The 20,207-nt window shown below is 36.3% G+C and carries 20 protein-coding genes; 3 read left to right on the forward strand and 17 right to left on the reverse strand.

The window, feature by feature from the left end; translation table 11 throughout:
- The first annotated feature begins 59 nt into the window (after positions 1–59).
- Positions 60–890: a D-amino-acid transaminase gene (gene dat, locus KH893_RS07985; RefSeq protein WP_281165627.1), complete on the forward strand. Its 831-nt coding sequence runs from the start codon at positions 60–62 to the stop codon at positions 888–890.
- On the opposite strand, the gene KH893_RS07990 is transcribed toward dat, so the two are convergent.
- The 3 genes from KH893_RS07990 to KH893_RS08000 form a co-directional block, all read right to left on the reverse strand.
- On the reverse strand, positions 887–1,516 hold the full coding sequence (locus KH893_RS07990; protein ID WP_281165628.1) for a DUF998 domain-containing protein: 630 nt from the start codon (positions 1,514–1,516) through the stop codon (positions 887–889). The two genes, dat and KH893_RS07990, sit on opposite strands and share 4 nt — an antisense overlap.
- A 57-nt stretch (positions 1,517–1,573) precedes the next feature.
- Entirely contained in the window at positions 1,574–2,515 is a 942-nt protein-coding gene (locus KH893_RS07995) for a DMT family transporter (protein ID WP_281165629.1), read from the reverse strand.
- A gap of 169 nt (positions 2,516–2,684) precedes the next feature.
- Entirely contained in the window at positions 2,685–3,095 is a 411-nt protein-coding gene (locus KH893_RS08000) for a methylglyoxal synthase (RefSeq protein WP_281165630.1), read from the reverse strand.
- A gap of 192 nt (positions 3,096–3,287) precedes the next feature.
- Between KH893_RS08000 and KH893_RS08005 the strand changes: the two genes are divergently transcribed.
- Positions 3,288–3,713, forward strand: a complete 426-nt coding sequence (locus KH893_RS08005; RefSeq protein ID WP_281165631.1) for a universal stress protein — start codon at positions 3,288–3,290, stop codon at positions 3,711–3,713.
- Between the two features lie 72 nt (positions 3,714–3,785).
- On the opposite strand, the gene KH893_RS08010 is transcribed toward KH893_RS08005, so the two are convergent.
- The 12 genes from KH893_RS08010 to glmS form a co-directional block, all read right to left on the reverse strand.
- Positions 3,786–5,252: a glycoside hydrolase family 1 protein gene (locus tag KH893_RS08010; protein ID WP_281165632.1), complete on the reverse strand. Its 1,467-nt coding sequence runs from the start codon at positions 5,250–5,252 to the stop codon at positions 3,786–3,788.
- A gap of 44 nt (positions 5,253–5,296) precedes the next feature.
- Complete coding sequence (locus KH893_RS08015; protein WP_281165633.1) at positions 5,297–7,135, reverse strand: beta-glucoside-specific PTS transporter subunit IIABC; 1,839 nt, start codon at positions 7,133–7,135, stop codon at positions 5,297–5,299.
- A gap of 126 nt (positions 7,136–7,261) precedes the next feature.
- Positions 7,262–8,113, reverse strand: coding sequence for a BglG family transcription antiterminator LicT (licT, locus tag KH893_RS08020; protein ID WP_281165634.1), 852 nt, complete (start codon positions 8,111–8,113; stop codon positions 7,262–7,264).
- 214 nt (positions 8,114–8,327) lie between these two features.
- Complete coding sequence (locus tag KH893_RS08025; RefSeq protein ID WP_281165635.1) at positions 8,328–9,110, reverse strand: DUF4422 domain-containing protein; 783 nt, start codon at positions 9,108–9,110, stop codon at positions 8,328–8,330.
- 36 nt (positions 9,111–9,146) lie between these two features.
- The gene (locus KH893_RS08030; RefSeq protein WP_281165636.1) at positions 9,147–9,815 is read right to left on the reverse strand and encodes a class A sortase; all 669 of its coding nucleotides are present in this window, start codon (positions 9,813–9,815) and stop codon (positions 9,147–9,149) included.
- Between the two features lie 103 nt (positions 9,816–9,918).
- Positions 9,919–10,296, reverse strand: a complete 378-nt coding sequence (dhaM, locus tag KH893_RS08035; RefSeq protein WP_281165637.1) for a dihydroxyacetone kinase phosphoryl donor subunit DhaM — start codon at positions 10,294–10,296, stop codon at positions 9,919–9,921.
- A complete protein-coding gene (gene dhaL, locus KH893_RS08040; protein ID WP_281165638.1) occupies positions 10,293–10,880 on the reverse strand; it encodes a dihydroxyacetone kinase subunit DhaL in 588 nt (195 codons plus the stop codon). Before dhaL ends, dhaM begins: the two co-directional genes overlap by 4 nt.
- A gap of 48 nt (positions 10,881–10,928) precedes the next feature.
- On the reverse strand, positions 10,929–11,924 hold the full coding sequence (gene dhaK / locus KH893_RS08045; protein ID WP_281165639.1) for a dihydroxyacetone kinase subunit DhaK: 996 nt from the start codon (positions 11,922–11,924) through the stop codon (positions 10,929–10,931).
- 145 nt (positions 11,925–12,069) lie between these two features.
- Positions 12,070–13,110, reverse strand: coding sequence for a GNAT family N-acetyltransferase (locus KH893_RS08050; RefSeq protein WP_281165640.1), 1,041 nt, complete (start codon positions 13,108–13,110; stop codon positions 12,070–12,072).
- Positions 13,111–13,172: 62 nt separating this feature from the next.
- Positions 13,173–13,433, reverse strand: a complete 261-nt coding sequence (locus KH893_RS08055; protein WP_281165641.1) for a hypothetical protein — start codon at positions 13,431–13,433, stop codon at positions 13,173–13,175.
- 122 nt (positions 13,434–13,555) lie between these two features.
- Entirely contained in the window at positions 13,556–14,731 is a 1,176-nt protein-coding gene (locus tag KH893_RS08060) for a cation:proton antiporter (protein WP_281165642.1), read from the reverse strand.
- A 129-nt stretch (positions 14,732–14,860) separates the two neighbouring features.
- Complete coding sequence (gene glmS / locus KH893_RS08065; protein ID WP_281165643.1) at positions 14,861–16,678, reverse strand: glutamine--fructose-6-phosphate transaminase (isomerizing); 1,818 nt, start codon at positions 16,676–16,678, stop codon at positions 14,861–14,863.
- A 305-nt stretch (positions 16,679–16,983) separates the two neighbouring features.
- On the opposite strand from glmS, the gene KH893_RS08070 reads away from it, so the two are divergent.
- A complete protein-coding gene (locus tag KH893_RS08070; protein ID WP_281165644.1) occupies positions 16,984–17,808 on the forward strand; it encodes a glycosyltransferase family 8 protein in 825 nt (274 codons plus the stop codon).
- Here KH893_RS08070 and KH893_RS08075 read toward each other — a convergent pair.
- Together KH893_RS08075 and KH893_RS08080 are read right to left on the reverse strand one after the other, a co-directional pair.
- Positions 17,805–18,983 (reverse strand): DUF998 domain-containing protein, encoded by a 1,179-nt coding sequence (locus KH893_RS08075; RefSeq protein ID WP_281165645.1) that lies wholly within the window; start codon positions 18,981–18,983, stop codon positions 17,805–17,807. The genes KH893_RS08070 and KH893_RS08075 overlap by 4 nt on opposite strands.
- Positions 18,984–19,012: 29 nt before the next feature.
- Entirely contained in the window at positions 19,013–20,203 is a 1,191-nt protein-coding gene (locus tag KH893_RS08080; RefSeq protein WP_282564735.1) for an AI-2E family transporter, read from the reverse strand.
- Positions 20,204–20,207: the final 4 nt, after the last annotated feature.

A 20,207-nucleotide genomic window follows, 5' to 3' on the forward strand; every position in this document is an offset into this window, starting at 1 on the left:
AAGTATCTTTAGTAAAAGATGTGTAACTTATAAACATATAATACGAGGAGGAAATGATCATGTATGTTTTATGGAATAATCAGATTATTGAACGCTCAGCAGTCAAAATTGATATTGAGGATCGCGGGTATCAATTTGGTGATGGATTATACGAGGCAATCAGACTTTATAACGGTAAACTCTTCATGTATAACGAGCACTTCGACCGCTTGGAACGCTGTGCCAAAAAAATTCGACTCGATCTCCCTTTCTCTCGTTCAGAGTTGTTCCAAAGATTAGTAAAATTAGTTGCCATTGAAAAACTAAGCGATGGAGAGGTTTATCTTCAAGTAACTCGTGGCATATCTTCTCCACGAAATCACCTTTTTCCAGTTAATTCACAACCCGTTTTGACAGCAAATATTACGCCATTTTCCCGACCAGTCACACTTCAGCGACAAGGCAAAACGGCTTGTTTAGTCAAAGACCAGCGCTGGTTGCACTGTGACATTAAATCTTTGAGTTTGTTAGGTAACCTATTATCACTTGATGAAGCAATTCAACGTGGTTTTGACGACGCTCTTTTAGTCAGAGATGGTTACTTTACAGAGGCCTCTGCTTCTAATCTTTGGTTTGTGATCAACGGTTGCTTGTATACTCATCAAGATGGGCCATTGGTCTTGCCGGGTATCACTAAAATGCAACTGCTTCGGATCATTCATCATGAACAGTTGCCGGTCAAAGAAATTGCTGTCCCAGTTAGTGACCTTGATCAAATTGAAGAATGCTTTTTAACTAACTCAATTGAAGAAATCATTCCGGTCATTTCAATTGATGGAAAATTAATTGGGAATGGACACCCAGGCAAATTAACCAAATTACTGCAACAAAAGTATCTTGAACAAATCTAATTTTTAATAAAAAGTTTTTTGGAATCTTGAAGTGTGATCAAAAATGATGGTAGATAGAGAATGTCTAAAAACAAGCATTGTAAAACACTAATCGCAGTTTGGCTGGTGATCCAATCAGTTTCTAACAAAAATCCACCTAAGATTCCTCCCAAAAGACAGACTGCTAAAAATTTTGTCCATACAGGCTGATTCTTTTGCCTGGCCAGGATTAATAAACAAAAATTAATTGCTAACAAAGCGCCACTCCCAATCCCAGAACCCAAAGCATGTAGAAAACTATGCCAGTTGGCAAAATAATCAGCGCCGTAATTGAAAAAAGCAGTCATCAAGCAATCACCAATCCCGTAAACTGCAATTAAGCTACCGAATAACCAGCCAGACAATTTAAATTCATTTTTAAAGCGCTCAAAAAAATATGGAGCTGAAAAAATAAATAAACTGCCATCAATTATTTCCCAACGCTTGAAAGCCGCTTGCATTGGCATTCCATTTTGCCCTAGCTGACTTAAAAGAACTGCATGATGACTGCCGCCAGTACTAAAAAAATTCATAAAAAATGGTAGACTGATTTCACGCAAAAAAACAACTAACAAAATCAAACAGCCGTATTTTTTTAAAATTTGCATGCTATCACGACCTTACTTGACAGATTGAAGGCTCGCAATCTGTCTTTTTTATCCTTATTAAAACAGTTTAATCAATCCGACACCCAAAAGCATTATGATGATTCCTAGTAACTGCACCGGCACGACTGGAATTTTGGGTGCGCGTAACCAACCAAATTGGTCAACCAACAAACTGCCAGAAATCATACCAATCAAAACGACCACCACAGTTAAGCCAGTACCAATAATCGGTGCTAAATATGCATTGCCCAAAACAAACAGAGCTCCTAAAATTCCGCCTAACCAGATCCACCACGGATAATTAATTATTATTTGCTGATTTAAATTGACACGGTGTTCTTTCAACCAGACAATTAGCCATAGTGTGATTGTCCCAATTAAAAATGAAATCAAAGCAGCTTTAAGTGCTGAATTTAAAATAACTCCTAAATGACCATTGATTGCTGTTTGCATAGCGCTCAACATCCCGGTGCCAATTCCTAAAAGTTGCCAGGGTAATTTTCTAGTTGATTTTAAACTTGGCGAACCAAGCTGACTTTTACGCTGATCAAGCCAATTTTTAATAGCAACTGCCATAATCACTCCAATGGCAACTAGAAATACCCCCAATAGTCGAATTAATGTCAATGGATGTTTAGTCGTTTCAAACCAGCCAAAGTTATCAATCAACATGCTCATAATCAATTGCCCAACTACTGGCATGATCACCGTTTGGACACTTCCTAAATAAGGAAATAAAATAATATTACCCGTTAAATAAATAACTCCTAAAAATCCGCCTATCCAGATCCACCATGGTTGTGCACTGATAAAATTTGCTGGGATCAATAAACCTTGGCGTAAAACTAATAAGATCAAAGTTAAAAAAATTGTCCCAAATGAAAATGAAATCATTGAAGAGGCCAGTGAGGATGAAACTGCTTTTCTCAACTGCGAATTGATTGCCGTCTGCAGTGGTGCACCGATCCCAATCAATAATCCCATAGCTAATAAATACATCACTTCTCCACCCTTCATTTTGCAAAATCTATTTTAGCACTTAATTTCTCCAAAACTCAAAAGCTTTTATTAAGTAAATCAAACAGCAGTCAGAAAAAAATGATTCACTTTTCCAAACTGCTGCTGTTGAAACTAATATTTTAGGAACTTAAAATCAATGCTTGTACTGTTAAATTGCTGGATTTTTACGACTCCAGCGGCGATAATCAAACATTCCTGCTTGCAAGCCACGCAATAAAACCTCTGCTGTACTGATATTAGTAGCAATTGGTATTTCATGAACATCGGCTAACCTAATCAAAGCATTAATATCTGGTTCATGTGGTTGCGCTTCCAATGGATCTCGCAAAAAAATAATCAAATCCATTTGATCTTCTGAGACCAAAGCACCAATCTGTTGATCACCGCCGTAAGGTCCAGAATTAAAGCAATGGATTTGCAAACCAGTTGCTGCCATAACTTTTTTTCCAGTTGTCCCGGTAGCAAATAGTTCATTTTGAGCTAAAATCTGCTTATAAGCAGTTGCCAATAAAATCATGGTTTTTTTCTTGCGATCATGAGCAATTAAAGCAATTTTCATTCTATAACCTTCCTTTTATGATCTTTACCTTAGATTAAAACTTTGAAATTAAATTTGTCAAGCAGGTTGTTATCAAAAGTTATCAATGAAAATTTTTTAAAATAATAAAGAAGTGTAACCGCTGGAATGTCAACATTTATGTTATAATTAAATTGTAATAAATGACTGTTCACTTTGAAAGGAGTCTTGGTTATGTATAAGAATATTTTAATTGGGATCGATGGTTCAAAACAAGCCAAACAAGCATTTGAAGTTGGTTGCAGTTTAGCTAAAGCTTTAAGTGCTAAAGTTAGCCTTTTATGGGTCGTCAATCGTGATCGCAGTATGGATGTTTCATTTGGTGTTGGTGCCGAATTCTATCAGGATGTTGCTGATCAGGCCAAAGAAAAAATCAAGCCTTACCAAGACGCAGCTAAGGAAAAGGGCATTGAAGTCAAAGCTGAGGTTTTGATTGGCAATGTCAAAGAGGTGCTATCAGATACCTACCCCAAAGAACATCAAATTGATTTGATCGTCATTGGACAAACTGGCATGAATAGTATTGAAAAAGTAGTTGTCGGATCACATACTAGTTATGTAGTTAGAAATTCTGCTTGTGATGTTTTAGTTGTAAAATAAATTTTGATTTTCCGTTAATAAAATCGGGGAAATAACACTTTAAACATGTTATTTCCCCGACTTTATTACTTTTTAATGATTATCACTCAAATCGGCCCCATTAGTTGCGATGACTTTTTGATACCAGTAAAATGAATCCTTACGAATCCGTTTTAAAGTTCCTCTTCCTTGATCATCTTGATCAACGTAAATAAAGCCATATCGTTTTGACATTTCAGAAGTCGAAAAACTAATTAGATCAATTGGTCCCCACATGGTGTATCCCAACAGCTTGACACCATCCTTAATTGCTTCTTTCATCTGAACAATATGCTGGCGCAAATAATCGATTCGATAATGATCATGGACCTGACCAGCAACTAACTTATCTTGGGCACCCAAACCATTCTCAACTACAAATAATGGTTTTTGATAACGATCCCACATCTCATTTAAAGTTATCCGCAAACCGATTGGGTCTATTTGCCATCCCCAGGCTGATTCCTTCAAATAAGGATTTCGACCACCAGTTGCCATATTACCGACTGTAGTACCATCTTGATCAGATTCAGTAACCGTAGTCATATAATAACTAAAACTGACAAAATCAACCGGATAAGTGGCTAAAATTGCTTGATCATTAGCCTCCATTTTGATTATTAAGTTATTTTCAGCAAAATAACGATTCATAAACGCCGGATATTCACCGCGAACCTGAACATCAGTAAAAAACAAATTTTTTTGATCCGCTAACTGAGCGGCACGAACATCTTTTGGCTTTGGACTTGCAGGATAGGTTTGCATTCTAGCCAGCATACAGCCAATCTTATCTGCTGGATATAGCTCGTGTAATTGTTTAGTCGCTAAGGCACTTGCTACGAGTTGATGATGCAAAGACTGATAACGCAATTGCAACTGCTGCTGTTTTGGCAAGTCCTGATCAAGAGCTCCAGTAGCATGGAAGCCCCAAGTCCCGGTATTAATCTCGTTAAAAGTCAGCCAATACTTAACTCGTTTCCCAAAATGTTTAAAAACTATTTTGGTATAGTGGTTAAAAGCTGCAATTGTACGACGATCAGACCAGCCATTATATTTGAGTGTCAGATCCAGTGGCATTTCATAATGCGACAGAGTAATCAATGGCTGAATTTGATATTTTTCTAGTTCATCGAGCACGCGATCATAAAATGCTAGACCTGCTTGATTTGGTTGCTCATCATCGCCATGCGGCAAGATCCTTGCCCAAGCGATTGAAAAGCGATAAACTTTAAAACCCATTTCAGCAAATAATTTAATATCCTCAGCATAATGGTGATAAAAGTCTATACCGCGTCTTTTAGGATAGGAAGTGGTTGTATGGTCAGCAATTGCCTCCTGCAGCGTAGCCTGATTAACTTCATCCATTGACATTTTTTTTCGACTAACTGCCTTTTTAACAACTTCAGCAGTTGTTAAACCTTTACCTGCTAAGTTCCAAGCTCCTTCAATTTGATTTGCGGCGGTTGCTCCACCCCAAAGAAATCCTGCTGGAAAACTTTGGGGATAATTTTCTTGATACATCAAAAATCCTCCTCGTCTTTATCTTTTAAAACAGTTAATAAGGCCTACTTTGTTTTTGGTTCTAATTGTAATAGCCAGTTATCTTTTGCAGCAGTTTTTGACGTTGTGGTAATCTGATACTGCTTACTATTGGTAATTACCAGCATTATGGTTGGATCATAACCTGCCTGTTTGATTTTATCCAGATCAAATTTAACTAATTTTTGCTTTACCTTAACATGTTGCTCTTTCTTTACTAATGTTTCGAAATACTTGCCATTTAACTTAACGGTATCAATTCCAATGTGTAGTAAAACCTCAACTCCAGAATCAGAAATCAATCCAATCGCATGGCCAGTTGGATAAACGGCACTAATGGTTCCGGTGATAGGTGATTTAAGAATTCCATCAGTTGGAACGATCGCAATTCCTTTGCCCATTGCTTCAGAAGCAAAGACTTGATCATGAACACTGGTCAAAGGAATAATTGTCCCATCGACCGGTGACGTAACAATTTCACCAGTTTGAGCTTGGTTTTGATCATTAGCAGATGTTGGAAGATCTTTTTTTTCAAAGCCAAAAAAATATGTCAAAACTGCAGCCAGTACAAATGCAACACTAATTCCAATAATTACCCCAATGAAACCTTTCCCTAAATAGGTTGGCAAAGCTAATAAACTTGGCAACGTGAATGAACTGGCTTTAACTTTAAAAGCACCAATAATCGCACCGCCTAAGCCACCAGCAATCACGGCACAAACAAATGGCCGTTTCATTTTCAAAGTAATTCCATAAATAATTGGTTCAGTGATTCCAAAGACACCAGTAACAACACCAGAACCAGCTAATGTTTTTTGTTTTTCATCTTTGGTTTTTAGAAAAACTCCCAAAGCAGCTCCTGCTTGTGAAAGGACTGCTGCTGCTAAAATTGGCAACAAGGGATCATAACCCATTTTAGCAATATTGTTCATCATAACTGGTACAAAAGTCCAGTGAACTCCAAAAATAACGAATACTTGCCAAAATGCCCCCATGATCACGCCAGCAATCACTGGTGCAAAATTATAAACACCACTAACTGCATTAGCTAACATATTACTGATTCCCGAACCAAGCGGTCCAACAACGATCAAAGTCAAAGGAACCATGATGATCAAAGAAAATAATGGTGTAAAGATATTTTGAATTGCGTCTGGGAAAATTTTATCTAAGACTGGCTGCAAATATGATAAGACCCAGACAGCCAGCAAAATAGGAATAACCGATGATGTATAAGTCGTTGGCACTACCGGTATTCCAAGAAAGTGCAAGGTTTGCGACTTGGTGGCAACTGTTACCATGGTTGGATAGACTAAGGCAGCTGCTAAGGAAACAGCAACAAATTGATTGACTTTTAAACGTTTGGCAGCGGTAAAGGCTAAGAAAATTGGCAAGAAATTAAACAGCGCGTCCCCGGCTGCATACCAAATTTCGTAAGTGCCGCTAGTTGTTTTCAGCCAGTCCAAAGCAACTAATAAAGCTAATAAACCCTTTAAAATACCAGCTCCCGCCATTGCTCCGAGAAAAGGAGTAAATGTTCCCGAAATAAAAGCAATAAAGCGATTAACTAGCGAGTCTTTTTTAGCGTCAGTTGTAGCTGCTTGACTTTCTTTGTTGTCCAAACCAGCTTGATTAGCCAAAGCATCAAAAACTTTACCAACTGAATTTCCAATCACGACTTGATATTGCCCAGCTGACTTAACTACTGTAATAACTCCAGGAATGTTTTCAATTTCTTCAGTTTTAGCTTGATCTTCATTAACTAGTTTGAATCGTAAACGGGTTGCACAATGCCAAGCAGTATTAATATTTTCTTTGCCGCCAACATTTTGTAAAATTTTTGCAGCTATATCTTCGTAATTCATTTTTCTCACCTCATAAATTTTTTTGCAAAATAAAACTCAGTCAAAAAGCTAAATCACCTCCACTAGGAAATTCAAACTTTTGACTGAGTTTTGCCTAATTTAATAGTTACAACCTCATTATAATAATTATTTGGTTAAATCATTTAAAATCCTTTGAATATGGATTGTTAAATATATTTGTTCATTCAAGGACAATTGTCGATGCAGTGAAGTTAACACAAAGTCGACAACTTTTTGGGTACCCGCAAAAGCAGTTGGGTACTTTTGCTTGATATGATCAAAAAGAAATTTATCGTCATCTTTTTGATCTGCGTGCTTGTCTTGGTCAGTAATCCTTTCTGCTAAAAAACGTAAATGGACTAAAAATCGCCGATAGCTGATCGAATCAGGATCTAAAATAACTTGCAACTGAAACTGAACAATTTGAATAATGTCAGCAATGATTTTAGTTAGCCTTAATGTATCATCATAATCCTTGGGATGATCTAAATTACTTTCAACAAACTTTAATGCAATAAATCCAGCTTCATCTTCTGGAAGTTGAACGCTAAAATGTTGCTTAACTAGGCCCAGTGCTTCTTGACCTAGCTGAAACTCGGCCGGGTAATAATGCTTAACTTCCCACAAAATTTCATTATGGATCTCAATCCCTTGACGGCAACGAATGATTGCAAAGTGCAAATGATCCATTAAAGAAATCAGCAAATACTCATTAAATTTGACATGTAATTTTTTTTCAGCTAATTGAATAATTTGTGCAGCTAGTTCAAGATATTCAGGCGATACATCATTCAGTAAATCATTGAAAAGATTGAACCACTTGTTCTCAGTCGGTGCAAAAACCTGTTCGATTTTTTGACGATCAACTAGCATACCTGATTTTTGCTGGAAACCGATTCCTTTGCCAACTAAAATTAATTGATGTCCATTTTTATCAGCTAGCAAAACATTGTTGTTAAATACCTTAATAATTTTCATTGATCACTTCCCCAGTCTACAACAGATTCAAATAAAAAGACCTGTACAATAACCAAAATATCAATCATAGACTGCTATTTTAATATTGCCCAGGTCTTGCCCACTAATGATAGCGGTAACAATCCTTCAATAACTATATACTATAACGAACCTGGAACTTTTGCAAGGACTTTTTAACATTTATGGAGCTTTCAAAGATGTGCAATCTTTTATTTTATTTATTATCAGAAAACTTGCATCTTCTGGCAGCAAATTGACAGGCCTCCGCTAAATAGTTGCGTGATTCTGTTAAAATCAAAGGTACTTCAACGAAATCAATTTGATTGTGTTTGACCCAAATATTTAATAAAAATTCACTTAAAAATCCAAAAATTCGCTGTTCGTAAACTGAAAAATTGCTAATGTCAACTTGTTCTTCAACTTTTTCTAATATTGAAAAAAGCCACTGACTATAATTATTAAAAATTTGGTGATAAGTAATCAGCATATTATACATATGCGCTTTTCGCTGATGAAACATAACCTGCTCAAAAGCTGGCAAATAGGCTGGAAAGTCCCGCTGAATAACTCTCCTTGTAGCACTTAAACCGATCAACTGATGTTGAAAACGATAATGCGCCCAAAGATTGTGTTCAAAAAAACGACTAGCTGGTGGCAAAATCATTTGATGTTTTGCTAACAATTGATTGATGAAATGATTGGTAATGATCTGATCAAAAGGCTGAGACCTGATTACTTTATTCCTACCGAAATGATTAGCGAAAAATCGTCGATAATGAACGATTCCCTGAATTTTGGTTTGCCGATTTTTCCAAGCCCAATATTGAGCAGTCAATTCACAATAATGTGGATTTTTATTGGCAATATTTTGACCCTGATCATCTTGTAAAAAACCAGGAAAGCGTTCCTTTTTCGATCCCACTTGAATTGGATAATACAAATCATTATTAGGCAGTACAATTTTTTTATGACTTACAACATAAATTTCAGCTTCCACGAAAAAACCAGCTTTCAACAACTATCAATTTACTGACTATTCAAAAATTTTCAAGTTAGCAGCAGTCGCAGTTCGAGTAGCCACCAGTTTCCCTTGCAAAAAAATCCGCAAAGGTGTATGAGCGACTCCCTTGATTGGATCACAAGTGATCAAGGTCAGCAGTTTTTGCTTTGGAACGTCATTGATCACGTTAACCTGATATTTGCTAATGGTTTTTCTAAGAGTCAAGCGATATTGATAAACTTTTCGCCCATCAGTTAAATAAACCATTTCACCTACTTTAGCCTTGGCCAACGGTGAAAATAAAATATTAGGGTCATTCATATGATGTCCCGCCAAAGCATAATTTCCTTGTCCCATTTTTTGATCAGCCTTTAAAGTCCCTGCCCCCCGCAAGAGATTGTCATTCGTAATCCCATAAAAAATCGGCAATTTCAGCTTAACAGCTGGAACAGCAATCTTGCCAATCGAACCAGTTGAGCTTTGCAAAAATTTTGCCTTGACAACCGCTATAGCACTAGCAGATTTAATTTTTTTAAAATTAAATTCACCTTTTTGGGATTGAGTTTTTCTAATTGGATTTTTTAAAGCTTGACTAGTCATTTGATTGACCATCATCGAAGTGAGCTGTTGATTAAAAACCAATACCAAACCAATCACCAACAAAACTGCTGCAAAAAAATAACGCAGATTCTTCTTGTTCATTTTTTCTACCTCTACCTACAATTTAGCGTTATTGACTGACAACTGTCAAGGACAAGAAAACAACAGGCGTTAATAATCCTGTTGTCTTAAGAGTTATTTTCTTTTAATCTTGATTTTTAATTTTTAATGGAGCCAGCTGCTTTTCAATAGTCGGTAACTCCACCTTGGCTTGTAATAATGAAGCTGCAACATACGCTCCCTCGATTAAAGCAACATCATAAATTCGAAGTTTTTTGGTTGCCAATTCAGCCGCCATTTCTAAATTCATCCGAGCACTGCCTAAATCATAAAAAGCCAAAATTTCAGTTCCAGCATTTTGATCAATTGCTTGTTGAATTTTCTCTAAACTAGTACCGATTTCATTTTCATCGGTTCCACCAGCACTGGTAATCGCGACATCTTTGGCAACTTGCCGTAAAAGTCGTGGGACACCAACAGCAATTTCTGGAACGTGTGAAACAATTAAGATTCCATATTTCATTTTTCATCCTCCGCGGTTAGTAATGCTTCAAACAAATATCCACTTGAAACAGCTCCTGGATCAAGATGTCCAATTGAACGTTCACCGAGATATGAAGCCCGCCCTCGTTTGGCTTCTAATGGTTTAGTACTGACAACAGCCTTTTTAATTACCGCTGAAGTCAAACCACCATTTTTGAGCGCCGCAACTACTGGTAACCAAACATCAACCATCGTTTTATCACCAGCTTTAGCCTGACCTCGTTTTTGTAAACCAGCGGTAGCTGATGTCAATAATTCAGCCAACTCAGTTGTTCGACTGCTCGTTTTAGCCATCTCCAAAAAAGCCGTTCCATATAATGGACCAGCAGCACCACCAACTTTACTGATCAGCGCCATTGCTGTTAATTTCAAAGCAGCTGTTAAATCCTGCGGTTGTTTAGCAGTCAGCATTTGTTGAACTGCAGTTACTCCCCGAGCTAAATTATTTCCATGATCGCCATCACCAATTTTTGAATCTAGATCGCTTAAATAATCCTTTTTGGCAATAACTTGTTGTGAAAACTCATTGATCCAGTTTAGATACTTTTCCAATGTTAATTTCATTTCAATTCTCCTCATCCTAAAAGATTTAAACGTCTCGGCACATTAACTTTACCACGCAATTGTCTCAACCGGATAATTTAAAGCATTTAGCCAAGTAGAATCAGCTAGTTCTAATAAAGTAAGTGAAATTCCAGCCATATCAAGGGACGTCATGAAGTTGCCAACTTTAATAAATGACGGCTTAATATTTTTCTCGGCTAAAAGATCTAAAATATTATGCGTAAATATATATTGCTCCATTAATGGTGTAGCACCCATTCCATTGACCAGTAAGGCATATTGTTTATTTGGATCTAGTTTCAATTCATCATCGATCTTGGTTAGCAATTCAGTTGCCAATGACTTGGCAGGTTTGATTTTTTCACGCCGGTAACCTGGTTCACTATGAATTCCAACACCATATTCGATTTCATCATCTGCTAATTCAAAGCCGGGTTTGCCAACCTCGGGAACTGTTGCCGCCGATAGCGCAACAGCAATCGTTTTTAATTTTGGTAAAACCGCTTGTGCAATTTTTGCTAATTCAGCTAAGGAGGCTCCCTGATCAGCAGCTGCTCCAAGAATCTTATGCATCAGAACGGTTCCAGCAACTCCGCGACGTCCTTGCGTATACAAACTATTTTCAACAGCGATATCATCATCAACAACTACTGATTTAACTTCGATTCCATCCATTTCTGCTAAATCTTTTGCCATATCAAAATTCATCACATCACCAGAGTAGTTCTTGACTACTAAGAAGACGCCTTTTCCTTGATCAACAACTTTGATTGCCTCATAAATTTGATCGGGCGTCGGCGAAGTAAAAACTTGACCAGCGACTGCAGCGCTTAACATTCCTTGGCCGACAAAACCAGCATGTGTCGGCTCGTGACCACTACCACCACCACTAACTATACCAACTTTTCCTTTCATTGAATCCTGATTGCTTCGCACTAGCGCAAAAGTTTCTGGAACTTGTTGAACATATTGCGGATAGGCTCTTACCATTCCATCAACCATTTCAGCTACGACATCTTTCGGATCGTTAATAATTTTTTTCATGAATTCAGCTCCTTTAGCAAAAATGTTTCCGCTTTCATTTTATAATAGTTTAGCTAGCTTTTCAAAGAATCAGCTAATTTCTCTTATCAGAACACGTTAATAAAAATATTTGAGAATTATTACGGCAAAAACTTTTTAAAATTTTTTATTTTAAATCATAAACTAACCATAGTCGATCTTTTAACCAGCAGCCGTTTTCCCAAATTGGTTGTTGGTAATGCTCAATAAAATAGTTAGTCTGGATGGCATCTAGTCGAAAACCGCATCGTTGATATAATGCTAGCGCTGAATAGCTAGTTGAACCAGTTCCTAGAAATAATTGTTGTAGCTGATGTTCGGCCGCCCAACCAATCGCATGCTTAATTAATTGCCGACCAATTCCTCGTCTTCTTTGCGATGGTATAACTGTTAAATTTAAAATCTCTGCTTGATTTTTAGTCAATTTACTTAAGATAATCAAGCCAACTAATTGATTTTGCTGGTTTTTTGCAGCAAAACAGCTTCCATTAGCAACATAACGTGTAATTTGCTTCAAATCTGGATCAGCCGCTAATAATAATGAAAAATCGTTAGTCGTTTGGGGATGATAACTCGTAATTTTTACTGATAAAGATGATGAAGTTGTTAAAAGCTGCTGTTTAATCAAATTTGCTAGTAATTGGTAACCAGCTAATCCAAAATGCAATCCGTCATTTAAAATCCCTTTTGTTATCGCTGGGAAGCTACCCCCAGCCAGCATGGCTGCTTGTAAATTAATACTTTTAATTAAATTCTGAGTTGCAGTTTGCAGCATTATTTCCGTGTACTGAGCAATTAACTGATTATTACGCCATTTTTGCTTAGACTCATCAACTGCCGGTGGAGTTATTAAACATAAATTAGCAGTCGGATAAATATGTTTCAACCGTTTAATAATCTGCAATAAATTTGTTTGAAATTTTTTTAGCGGAATTTGCTTATGAAGTGCCAAGTCATTAGTTCCGATTAATAAAAAAACTGCTGAAAATTCATTATTCGGGAAAAAGGTTTTCCAGTTTTGCAAAAGATCTTGACTATTGCTGCCAGAAATGGCTGTGTTTACAATTTCAAGCCGCGTAAGCTGTTGTTGGAGACAATAATTAATCATCGGTTGATCAAGTTGTTCATGACGAGCTATTAAACTATCGCCGGTTACTAGAATCCTCATCCCAGACCTCCTCTCTATGACTACAAAAAACTGGGAAATGATCATTTTCCCAGCCTCAAATTTTAATCTGTTATCAATTGTGCTCCCTCATCTAACCAGTCGTAGCGCAATAATTTTTTTAACTTGCGATTGATGGGAATCCATAAGCCTGCTTGAAGCAAGTCCAGCATGATTTTAGTAAAATAACGATCATGCTGAAAATTTTCAAGCTGATCAACCGTGATTATTTCATTATTTTCAGTTTTACAAATCACTTGCGATCGATTAAAACCAATTATTTTTGCTGAAACAATATTACTTTGCTTGTTAAAGCCTTTTTTCATAATTTTTGTCTCCTTTACGGAAAACTTTCTTTCAACGATTAAACAAATTATATCAGCAAAAGTTGAATATCTATTAAAGATCAAATTATATTTTTTTAAAACTTGTTAGTTTTCTTTTAAATTTAGTTCTCTCTTTGCAGATGCTTTTTATGTAATGCCCAACGCAACAGCAAAGGAGCAATTAAGGTTGCCAAAACAATCACTAAAATCAAATCAACGTATAAGGGTTTTGCCAACAAATGAGCTTCAAAACCAATTTGGGCAGTAATCAATGCCATTTCACCACGCGCGACCATTCCGGTTCCAACAATTCGGCTACTGAAATGATCAAAACCGGTCAGCATTGCTCCTAATTCACCACCTAACCATTTGGTTAAAATCGCTAAGCAAGTCATAATCAAAATAAAGGGAAGTGAGCTTAAGAAATTATTAAATGATAGTTCCAAGCCAATATTTACAAAAAAAACTGGAATAAACATTGCATTGCCAACTGGCTCAATATACTGATCGACAACTTTTCTAGCTGGTGTTTGTCCCACCGCGATCCCAGCAAAAAAGGCACCAATTGCTCCAGAAAGGCCAACTTTTTCGGCTAAAAAGGCCATTGATAAACAAATGATTACTGCCGCAAGGGTCTGGCTAGTCGGTACCAGCAGACTTTGACTTAATTTCATAATTGCTGGAGCACCCCATTTAACCAAGAGGTAGACACCGACAAAAAACAATCCTTGAAATAATAACTGAGCTGCTAAACTGCTGCTAGTACCTTGACTGGCATCAGTTTCACTGGCACCAATTAAAGAAATCATCAAGCTTAATAATAAAACGCCAATAATATCATCAGCAACTGCTGCTCCTAAAATTGTTGCTCCTTCTCGACTTTTTAACTGCTTGAACTCACGCAAAACAACCACAGAAATACTAACTGATGTCGCTGAAAAAACTACCCCAATAAAAAGCGCTTCTTGAAAGTGATAACCAAATAAAAAACTGGTTCCTCCCATAATCAACACTGGCAAAATTACACCACTAACTGCTACAGCTAATGCTGACCGCAAATATTTACGTAACTGACTAAGATTACTTTCAATCCCAGCCATAAACATTAACAAAATTACACCAATTTCAGCAAAATTTGCTAGCAACTGATTTGGCTGCAACCAATTTAAAACCGCTGGTCCCAATAAAATACCCGCAATCAGCTGCCCTAAAACGCCTGGAAGTCCACTGCGAGCAAAGAAATGCTCAAAAAACGTTGTGATAATTAAAATAATGACTAAGGAACCAATTAAGGTCAAGCTACTAACCCTCCATTTTTAAACAACCAATCAAAACTATTAATTTAGTTTATCGTTTTATAATAAGTCTTAACAAATCAGTTAGTCAATAAAAGAACTGGCTTTAGTTGAAAAGCCAGTTCTAAAAAGTTATTCAACTGTTACACTTTTAGCTAAGTTTCGTGGTTTGTCAACATCATAACCTCGCTGTAAACTTGCATAATATGCTAATAATTGACAAGGGACAATTGCAACCAGCGGCGTCAACAATGGATGAACATCTGGTAAAATAATTTGATCACCAGCGACAGCTAAAGAATGACTGGCAATGTAGACAACCTTTGCTCCCCGAGCAATAACTTCTTGGGCATTGCTGCGAGTATGCTTGGCAGTGTTGGCATCAGTGATTACAGCAACAACTGGCGTCCCTTCTTCGATCAAAGCAATCGTCCCGTGTTTTAATTCGCCGGAGGCAAAACCTTCAGTCTGAATATAAGAAACTTCTTTTAATTTTAAAGCAGCTTCTTGAACTATATCATAGTCAATTGCTCTGCCAATGTAAAATGCATTGCGAGTTGTTTTTAAAACCTCCGCGGCAATTTTTTCAATTTCTTTTTTGCCATCAACTAAAGATTGCATTCCATTTGCGACAATTGTTAGTTCCTTTGCAACATCAAAACTCCGCGCTGTTTCAAAGCCCCGAAGTTCGCCTAAAGCTTTTGCCACCAAAGCTTCAACTGCAATTTGGGCAGTATAAGCCTTGGTTGATGCTACAGCAATTTCTGGGCCAGCGTAAAGTAATAGCGTGTATGTTGCTTCACGAGAAAGGGTAGAATTTTCAACATTTGTAATCGTTAAACTTGGATATCGATGTGCATTGATTTGAGTCAATACTTGGCGACTATCGGCCGTTTCACCACTTTGCGATAATAAAATGAAGAATGGTTTTTTCGATAACAATGGTGGATTGTAACCAAACTCAGAGGCTAAGTGGACTTCGGTCGGAATTTGAGTAATTTTCTCAAACAATTCTTTACCAACTAAACCAGCATGATAACTAGTTCCAGCAGCCACGATGTAAATGCGATCTGCTTGATGCAAGCCTTGTAATATCTTTGTGTTAATTTTAACTGAACCATCTTTGGCTACGTAATGTTCAATTAATTTACGCATAACAGCTGGCTGCTCATCGATTTCTTTTAACATATAGTATGGATAAGCACCTTTTTCAGCTGCTGAAGCATCAGTTGCTACATGAAACGGCTGACGTTCAATTTTATTTCCAGCAGCATCTTCAATTGCAATGCTGTCCGGTTTGACAACTACAATTTCACCATCTAGCAACTCAACAAAATCATGTGTGTAATTAAGCATCGCAACTGCATCGCTGCAAACAACATTAAAACCATCAGCAACTCCAAGTAATAATGGACTCTTATTCTTAGCAACATACAAAGTATCCGGTTCTTGATTATCCATCAGCAGGAATGAATATGAAGAACTTTCATCAATCAAACTCAAAGTTTTTTTAAAAGCTGCTTTAGTTGTCAAACCAGTCTGAGCAAATTTAGCAACCAATTGCACAATAACCTCGGTGTCCGTTTCACTCTTGAATTCAACATCACTTAAGTATTCTGCTTTCAATTGAGCAAAATTGCCAATGACGCCATTATGAACAAGGTAATATCTTCCATCAGCCGAAACATGAGGATGAGCATTAGCCTTGCTTGGTTCCCCATGAGTTGCCCAACGCGTATGACCAATACCCGTTGATCCATGTATATCTGACGTAATTTCAGCTTCAAGATCACTGATCCGTCCCTTTTCTTTGACTAGATACTCCTTACCATCTTGAGCATTAACATAAATTCCAGCTGAATCGTACCCACGATACTCCAAACGTTTCAATCCAGTTAATAAAATTTGAACCGCATTTTGATTGCCAGTAACTCCAACTATTCCACACATAAAGCCAATACCAACCTTTCAAAATTATTGCCATTTTAAAGTTATTTCATGATTGGTCTATATCAAAATTCTGTTTTAATTAGACTTCTATTGTAATATAGTCCTTTGTTATAAGCGTGTCAACACTTTATTACAAAATTATTTCACAAATTGGTATATGCTAAGATATTGAGCACTGGCTTTAACTATACCAATCATGAGTTGGTTTAAAGGTTAAGTTAGGCAAGATTAAATTTAAAAATTATCATTTTGAAATCCATTCTATGCTAAAATTAAAGTAAACAATTAAAACTTGAGGGGTAGTCATGGAAACAATTAATTTACTTTTTTCAATTGATGATCGATTCGCTAAACAGCTGAAAACACTTCTATTTTCGATTAAATTAAATACCCCAAATAAAGAATTCCATATTTTCATTTTGCAAAAAAAAATGCACCAACAAAATAAAAATGAAATTCAAAAATTTTGTAATTTTTTAGACATCAAGTGCAATTGGCTAGTGATCAAAAAAGAAAAATTCCACCATGCACCAAAAACAAAGCGTTATCCAGAAGCAATCTACTATCGTTTGTTAGCTCAAAATTACTTACCCAAAGAAATTGAAAAGATAATTTATTTGGATGCCGATATTTTATGTATTAATGATCTAAGCAAATTATTTCAGCTTGATATTGATGATTATCTTTATGCTGCTGCGAGTCATTCCCAATTAACCAATTTTACCAATGTTGTTAACAAGGTTCGTTTGAAGATGTATGAAGCAGAGGAATATTACAATTCAGGGGTATTACTGATCAATGTTCCTAAAGCCCGCCAAGAAATCAAATCTAATGAACTAGAAAAATTTGTTGAAAAGAATAGTGCGGCTTTGTTATTGCCAGATCAAGACATTTTAAATTCTTTATATGCGAGTGAAATTTATTCACTTCCTGATCAAGTTTATAATTATGATGCCAGAAAATCACTGATTTATGAAATGATCAGTTCAGGAGTTTGGGATCTCGACTGGGTAATTAAACATACCGTTTTTTTGCATTTTTGTGGTCGTGACAAACCCTGGAAAAAAGATTATCGTTCTAAATTTGCCCTGTTATACAAACACTATGCACATTTGGCTGCCCAAATTTAGCTTTTGTGACTAAATACTCTAACTTGCAATGAATTATCATTAGTTGTCCCAGTTAATTGTTGCAGCTGCTGTAGCAATAGAATCAGCCAGCCAAAAACTAAAATAAAATCAATCAGTTCGTAAGCTGTTAGCGATAAATAACCGACTACTTGAAAGAGGATAGTACTAATAACTAATATTCCAGCAGTTATGTAGGAAAGTTGACGAAAACGCTTGGGACTTTCAGGCAATAGAAAGTTAACTGAGAGAACAATAATAATCAACACTCGAATCATTAGAGTAGCTGCATCTGTATGTAGTCGATGCAATAGGCCAGCATCATTAGCAAAAACTCCGACCCCCCCCAAACTGATAGCAAATAATATCAAGAGGATCCGCAAAGCCAATAGACGATAGTCATGAGGGTACTTTTCTTTTAAAGAGGAAAATAAGAAATCCGTCAGGGCCAAAAACAATAAACTTGAAACAATTAAGGTCAAATTAAATTGCCAACTGTTACTAGCATAATTCGTTCCCAAATAACTTATATTATATAACCACCAGCGCTTATTACTATTAGTGACCATTGAAACCAAAGCACCACTAATAATTACCGTAATCAATAACTTAAAAATTGAATCCGGGGAAAGCGTCTCAACTGCATAAAACATGGCAAAGTTCGTTACAATATTAAATAAAAGAAAAATAAATGAAGCTGTCCAAAGGTCAAAGGAAGTACCCTTAAAAATCATTCCTAATAACCAAAAAAAAGCCAATAAGGCCAGTCCCAAAATAACTGCAAATGAAATGTTAATGGTTAACAAACTCCGCCAATAAAGCTTTTTTCCTAACCATTGTTGAATTTGCTGGTGATTCTTCAAATAAAGTATACAAAATAGCAAAGAACCACAGCTTGTTCCAGCGATGATCGTCCAACTTGCGATTGAGTCAATTCCTGACAAAGCGATTAGGTATTCATGCCTACTATAAAAATAGCTACAAAACACCAAAGACATGATTAATGAAGGTAATAAAAACCACCGCCAAGTTGAACTATCAGTAAAAAAGTATTTTCGAATAACTGCTAAATTGGTTGGATGATTAGGGCTAAAATCGATTTTTAATTGTGTCCCATCTTTTAAGTTGAGTTCCTTTAATTTTTCTTGATCAATAACTAATTTCCCCTGGTTCTTCAACTAATCTACCCTTCTTTCCAACTTAAAAATCACTTTTTCAAATATTTATCCTTACTAAAATCTGTTTCTTCATAATAACCACTTTCCCCAAAAAATCGATTATAGCGTCGCTTAAAACGCCGAAACAAATAAATCACCATCACTTTTAACAAACAATAAAATGGGATGCCGAAAATCACTCCAACGATCCCTAAAAGATCACCCATTACTAACAAAACCAACAAAACAGTTACCGGGTGAAGCTGAAGATTATCGCCCATGACACGTGGAACAATAAACTGACCATGTAAAAATTGAACCACAAACCAAGCAATAGCAAATTTAATAGCCATCCAAGTCGACATCTGAAATGCAATAATAATTCCTGGTAAAAATGCAATAAATGAACCTACATAAGGGATAATGCTAAAAATACCAGCTGCTAAAGCGACAATGCCAGAATAATTTAAACCAATCAATAAAAACGTTGGAAAATACATAATACCTAAAATCAAAGAGGCAACAATTTGCCCCTTTAAATAACCACCAATTTGTTGATCAGCTATTTTACCAATCTCTTGAAAATCATCACGGAAAATTGGGGGCATCAGACTTTTAATATATTTAAAAAAATGTTCCTTATCCTTTAATAGGAAAAATGCAATAATTGGACCGGTAAAAACCGTAATCAAAATTGTCGAAATCGTTGAAAAGAAGCTGCTAAAGCTATTAATTCCTTGTTGCAAATATTGTTCAATGTAGCTATTGATCTTTGAGCCGGAAATGTCAATTGAATCAATCGATTGGCTGATTTCTTTTGAGAAAGGCAGGCTTGATATAAAAGCTTCTCCTTTCTTTTGAAACTCACTAATCATTTTGGGAAACTGTCGTAAAAGATCTTCCATCTGGTTTTGAACCATGAGGACAATTTCAACTCCTAATAGAGCCAATACGCCTAATAGCACACAATAAATAACTGTTACAGTCCATTTACGTGTTAAGTGTTTTCCCAATCGATCGACCAATGGATTTAATAAATAATATAAGACAATTCCCAAGATTAACGGAGGAAGCAAATCACTTAAAATTACCATTATTGGATCAAAAATAAATTTTACTTTGTAAAAAATCCAGATGACAATTCCTGCCATTGCCATCAGCAATAAAGTATACAATGAATCATTAGCACCTAGGAACTTGATCCATTTACTAACTTTCACGAGAGTCTTCCTCCTGTCCAAATAA

It is taken from the genome of Liquorilactobacillus sicerae (assembly GCF_029916425.1).
GTDB classification, from domain to species: Bacteria; Bacillota; Bacilli; order Lactobacillales; family Lactobacillaceae; genus Liquorilactobacillus; species Liquorilactobacillus sicerae.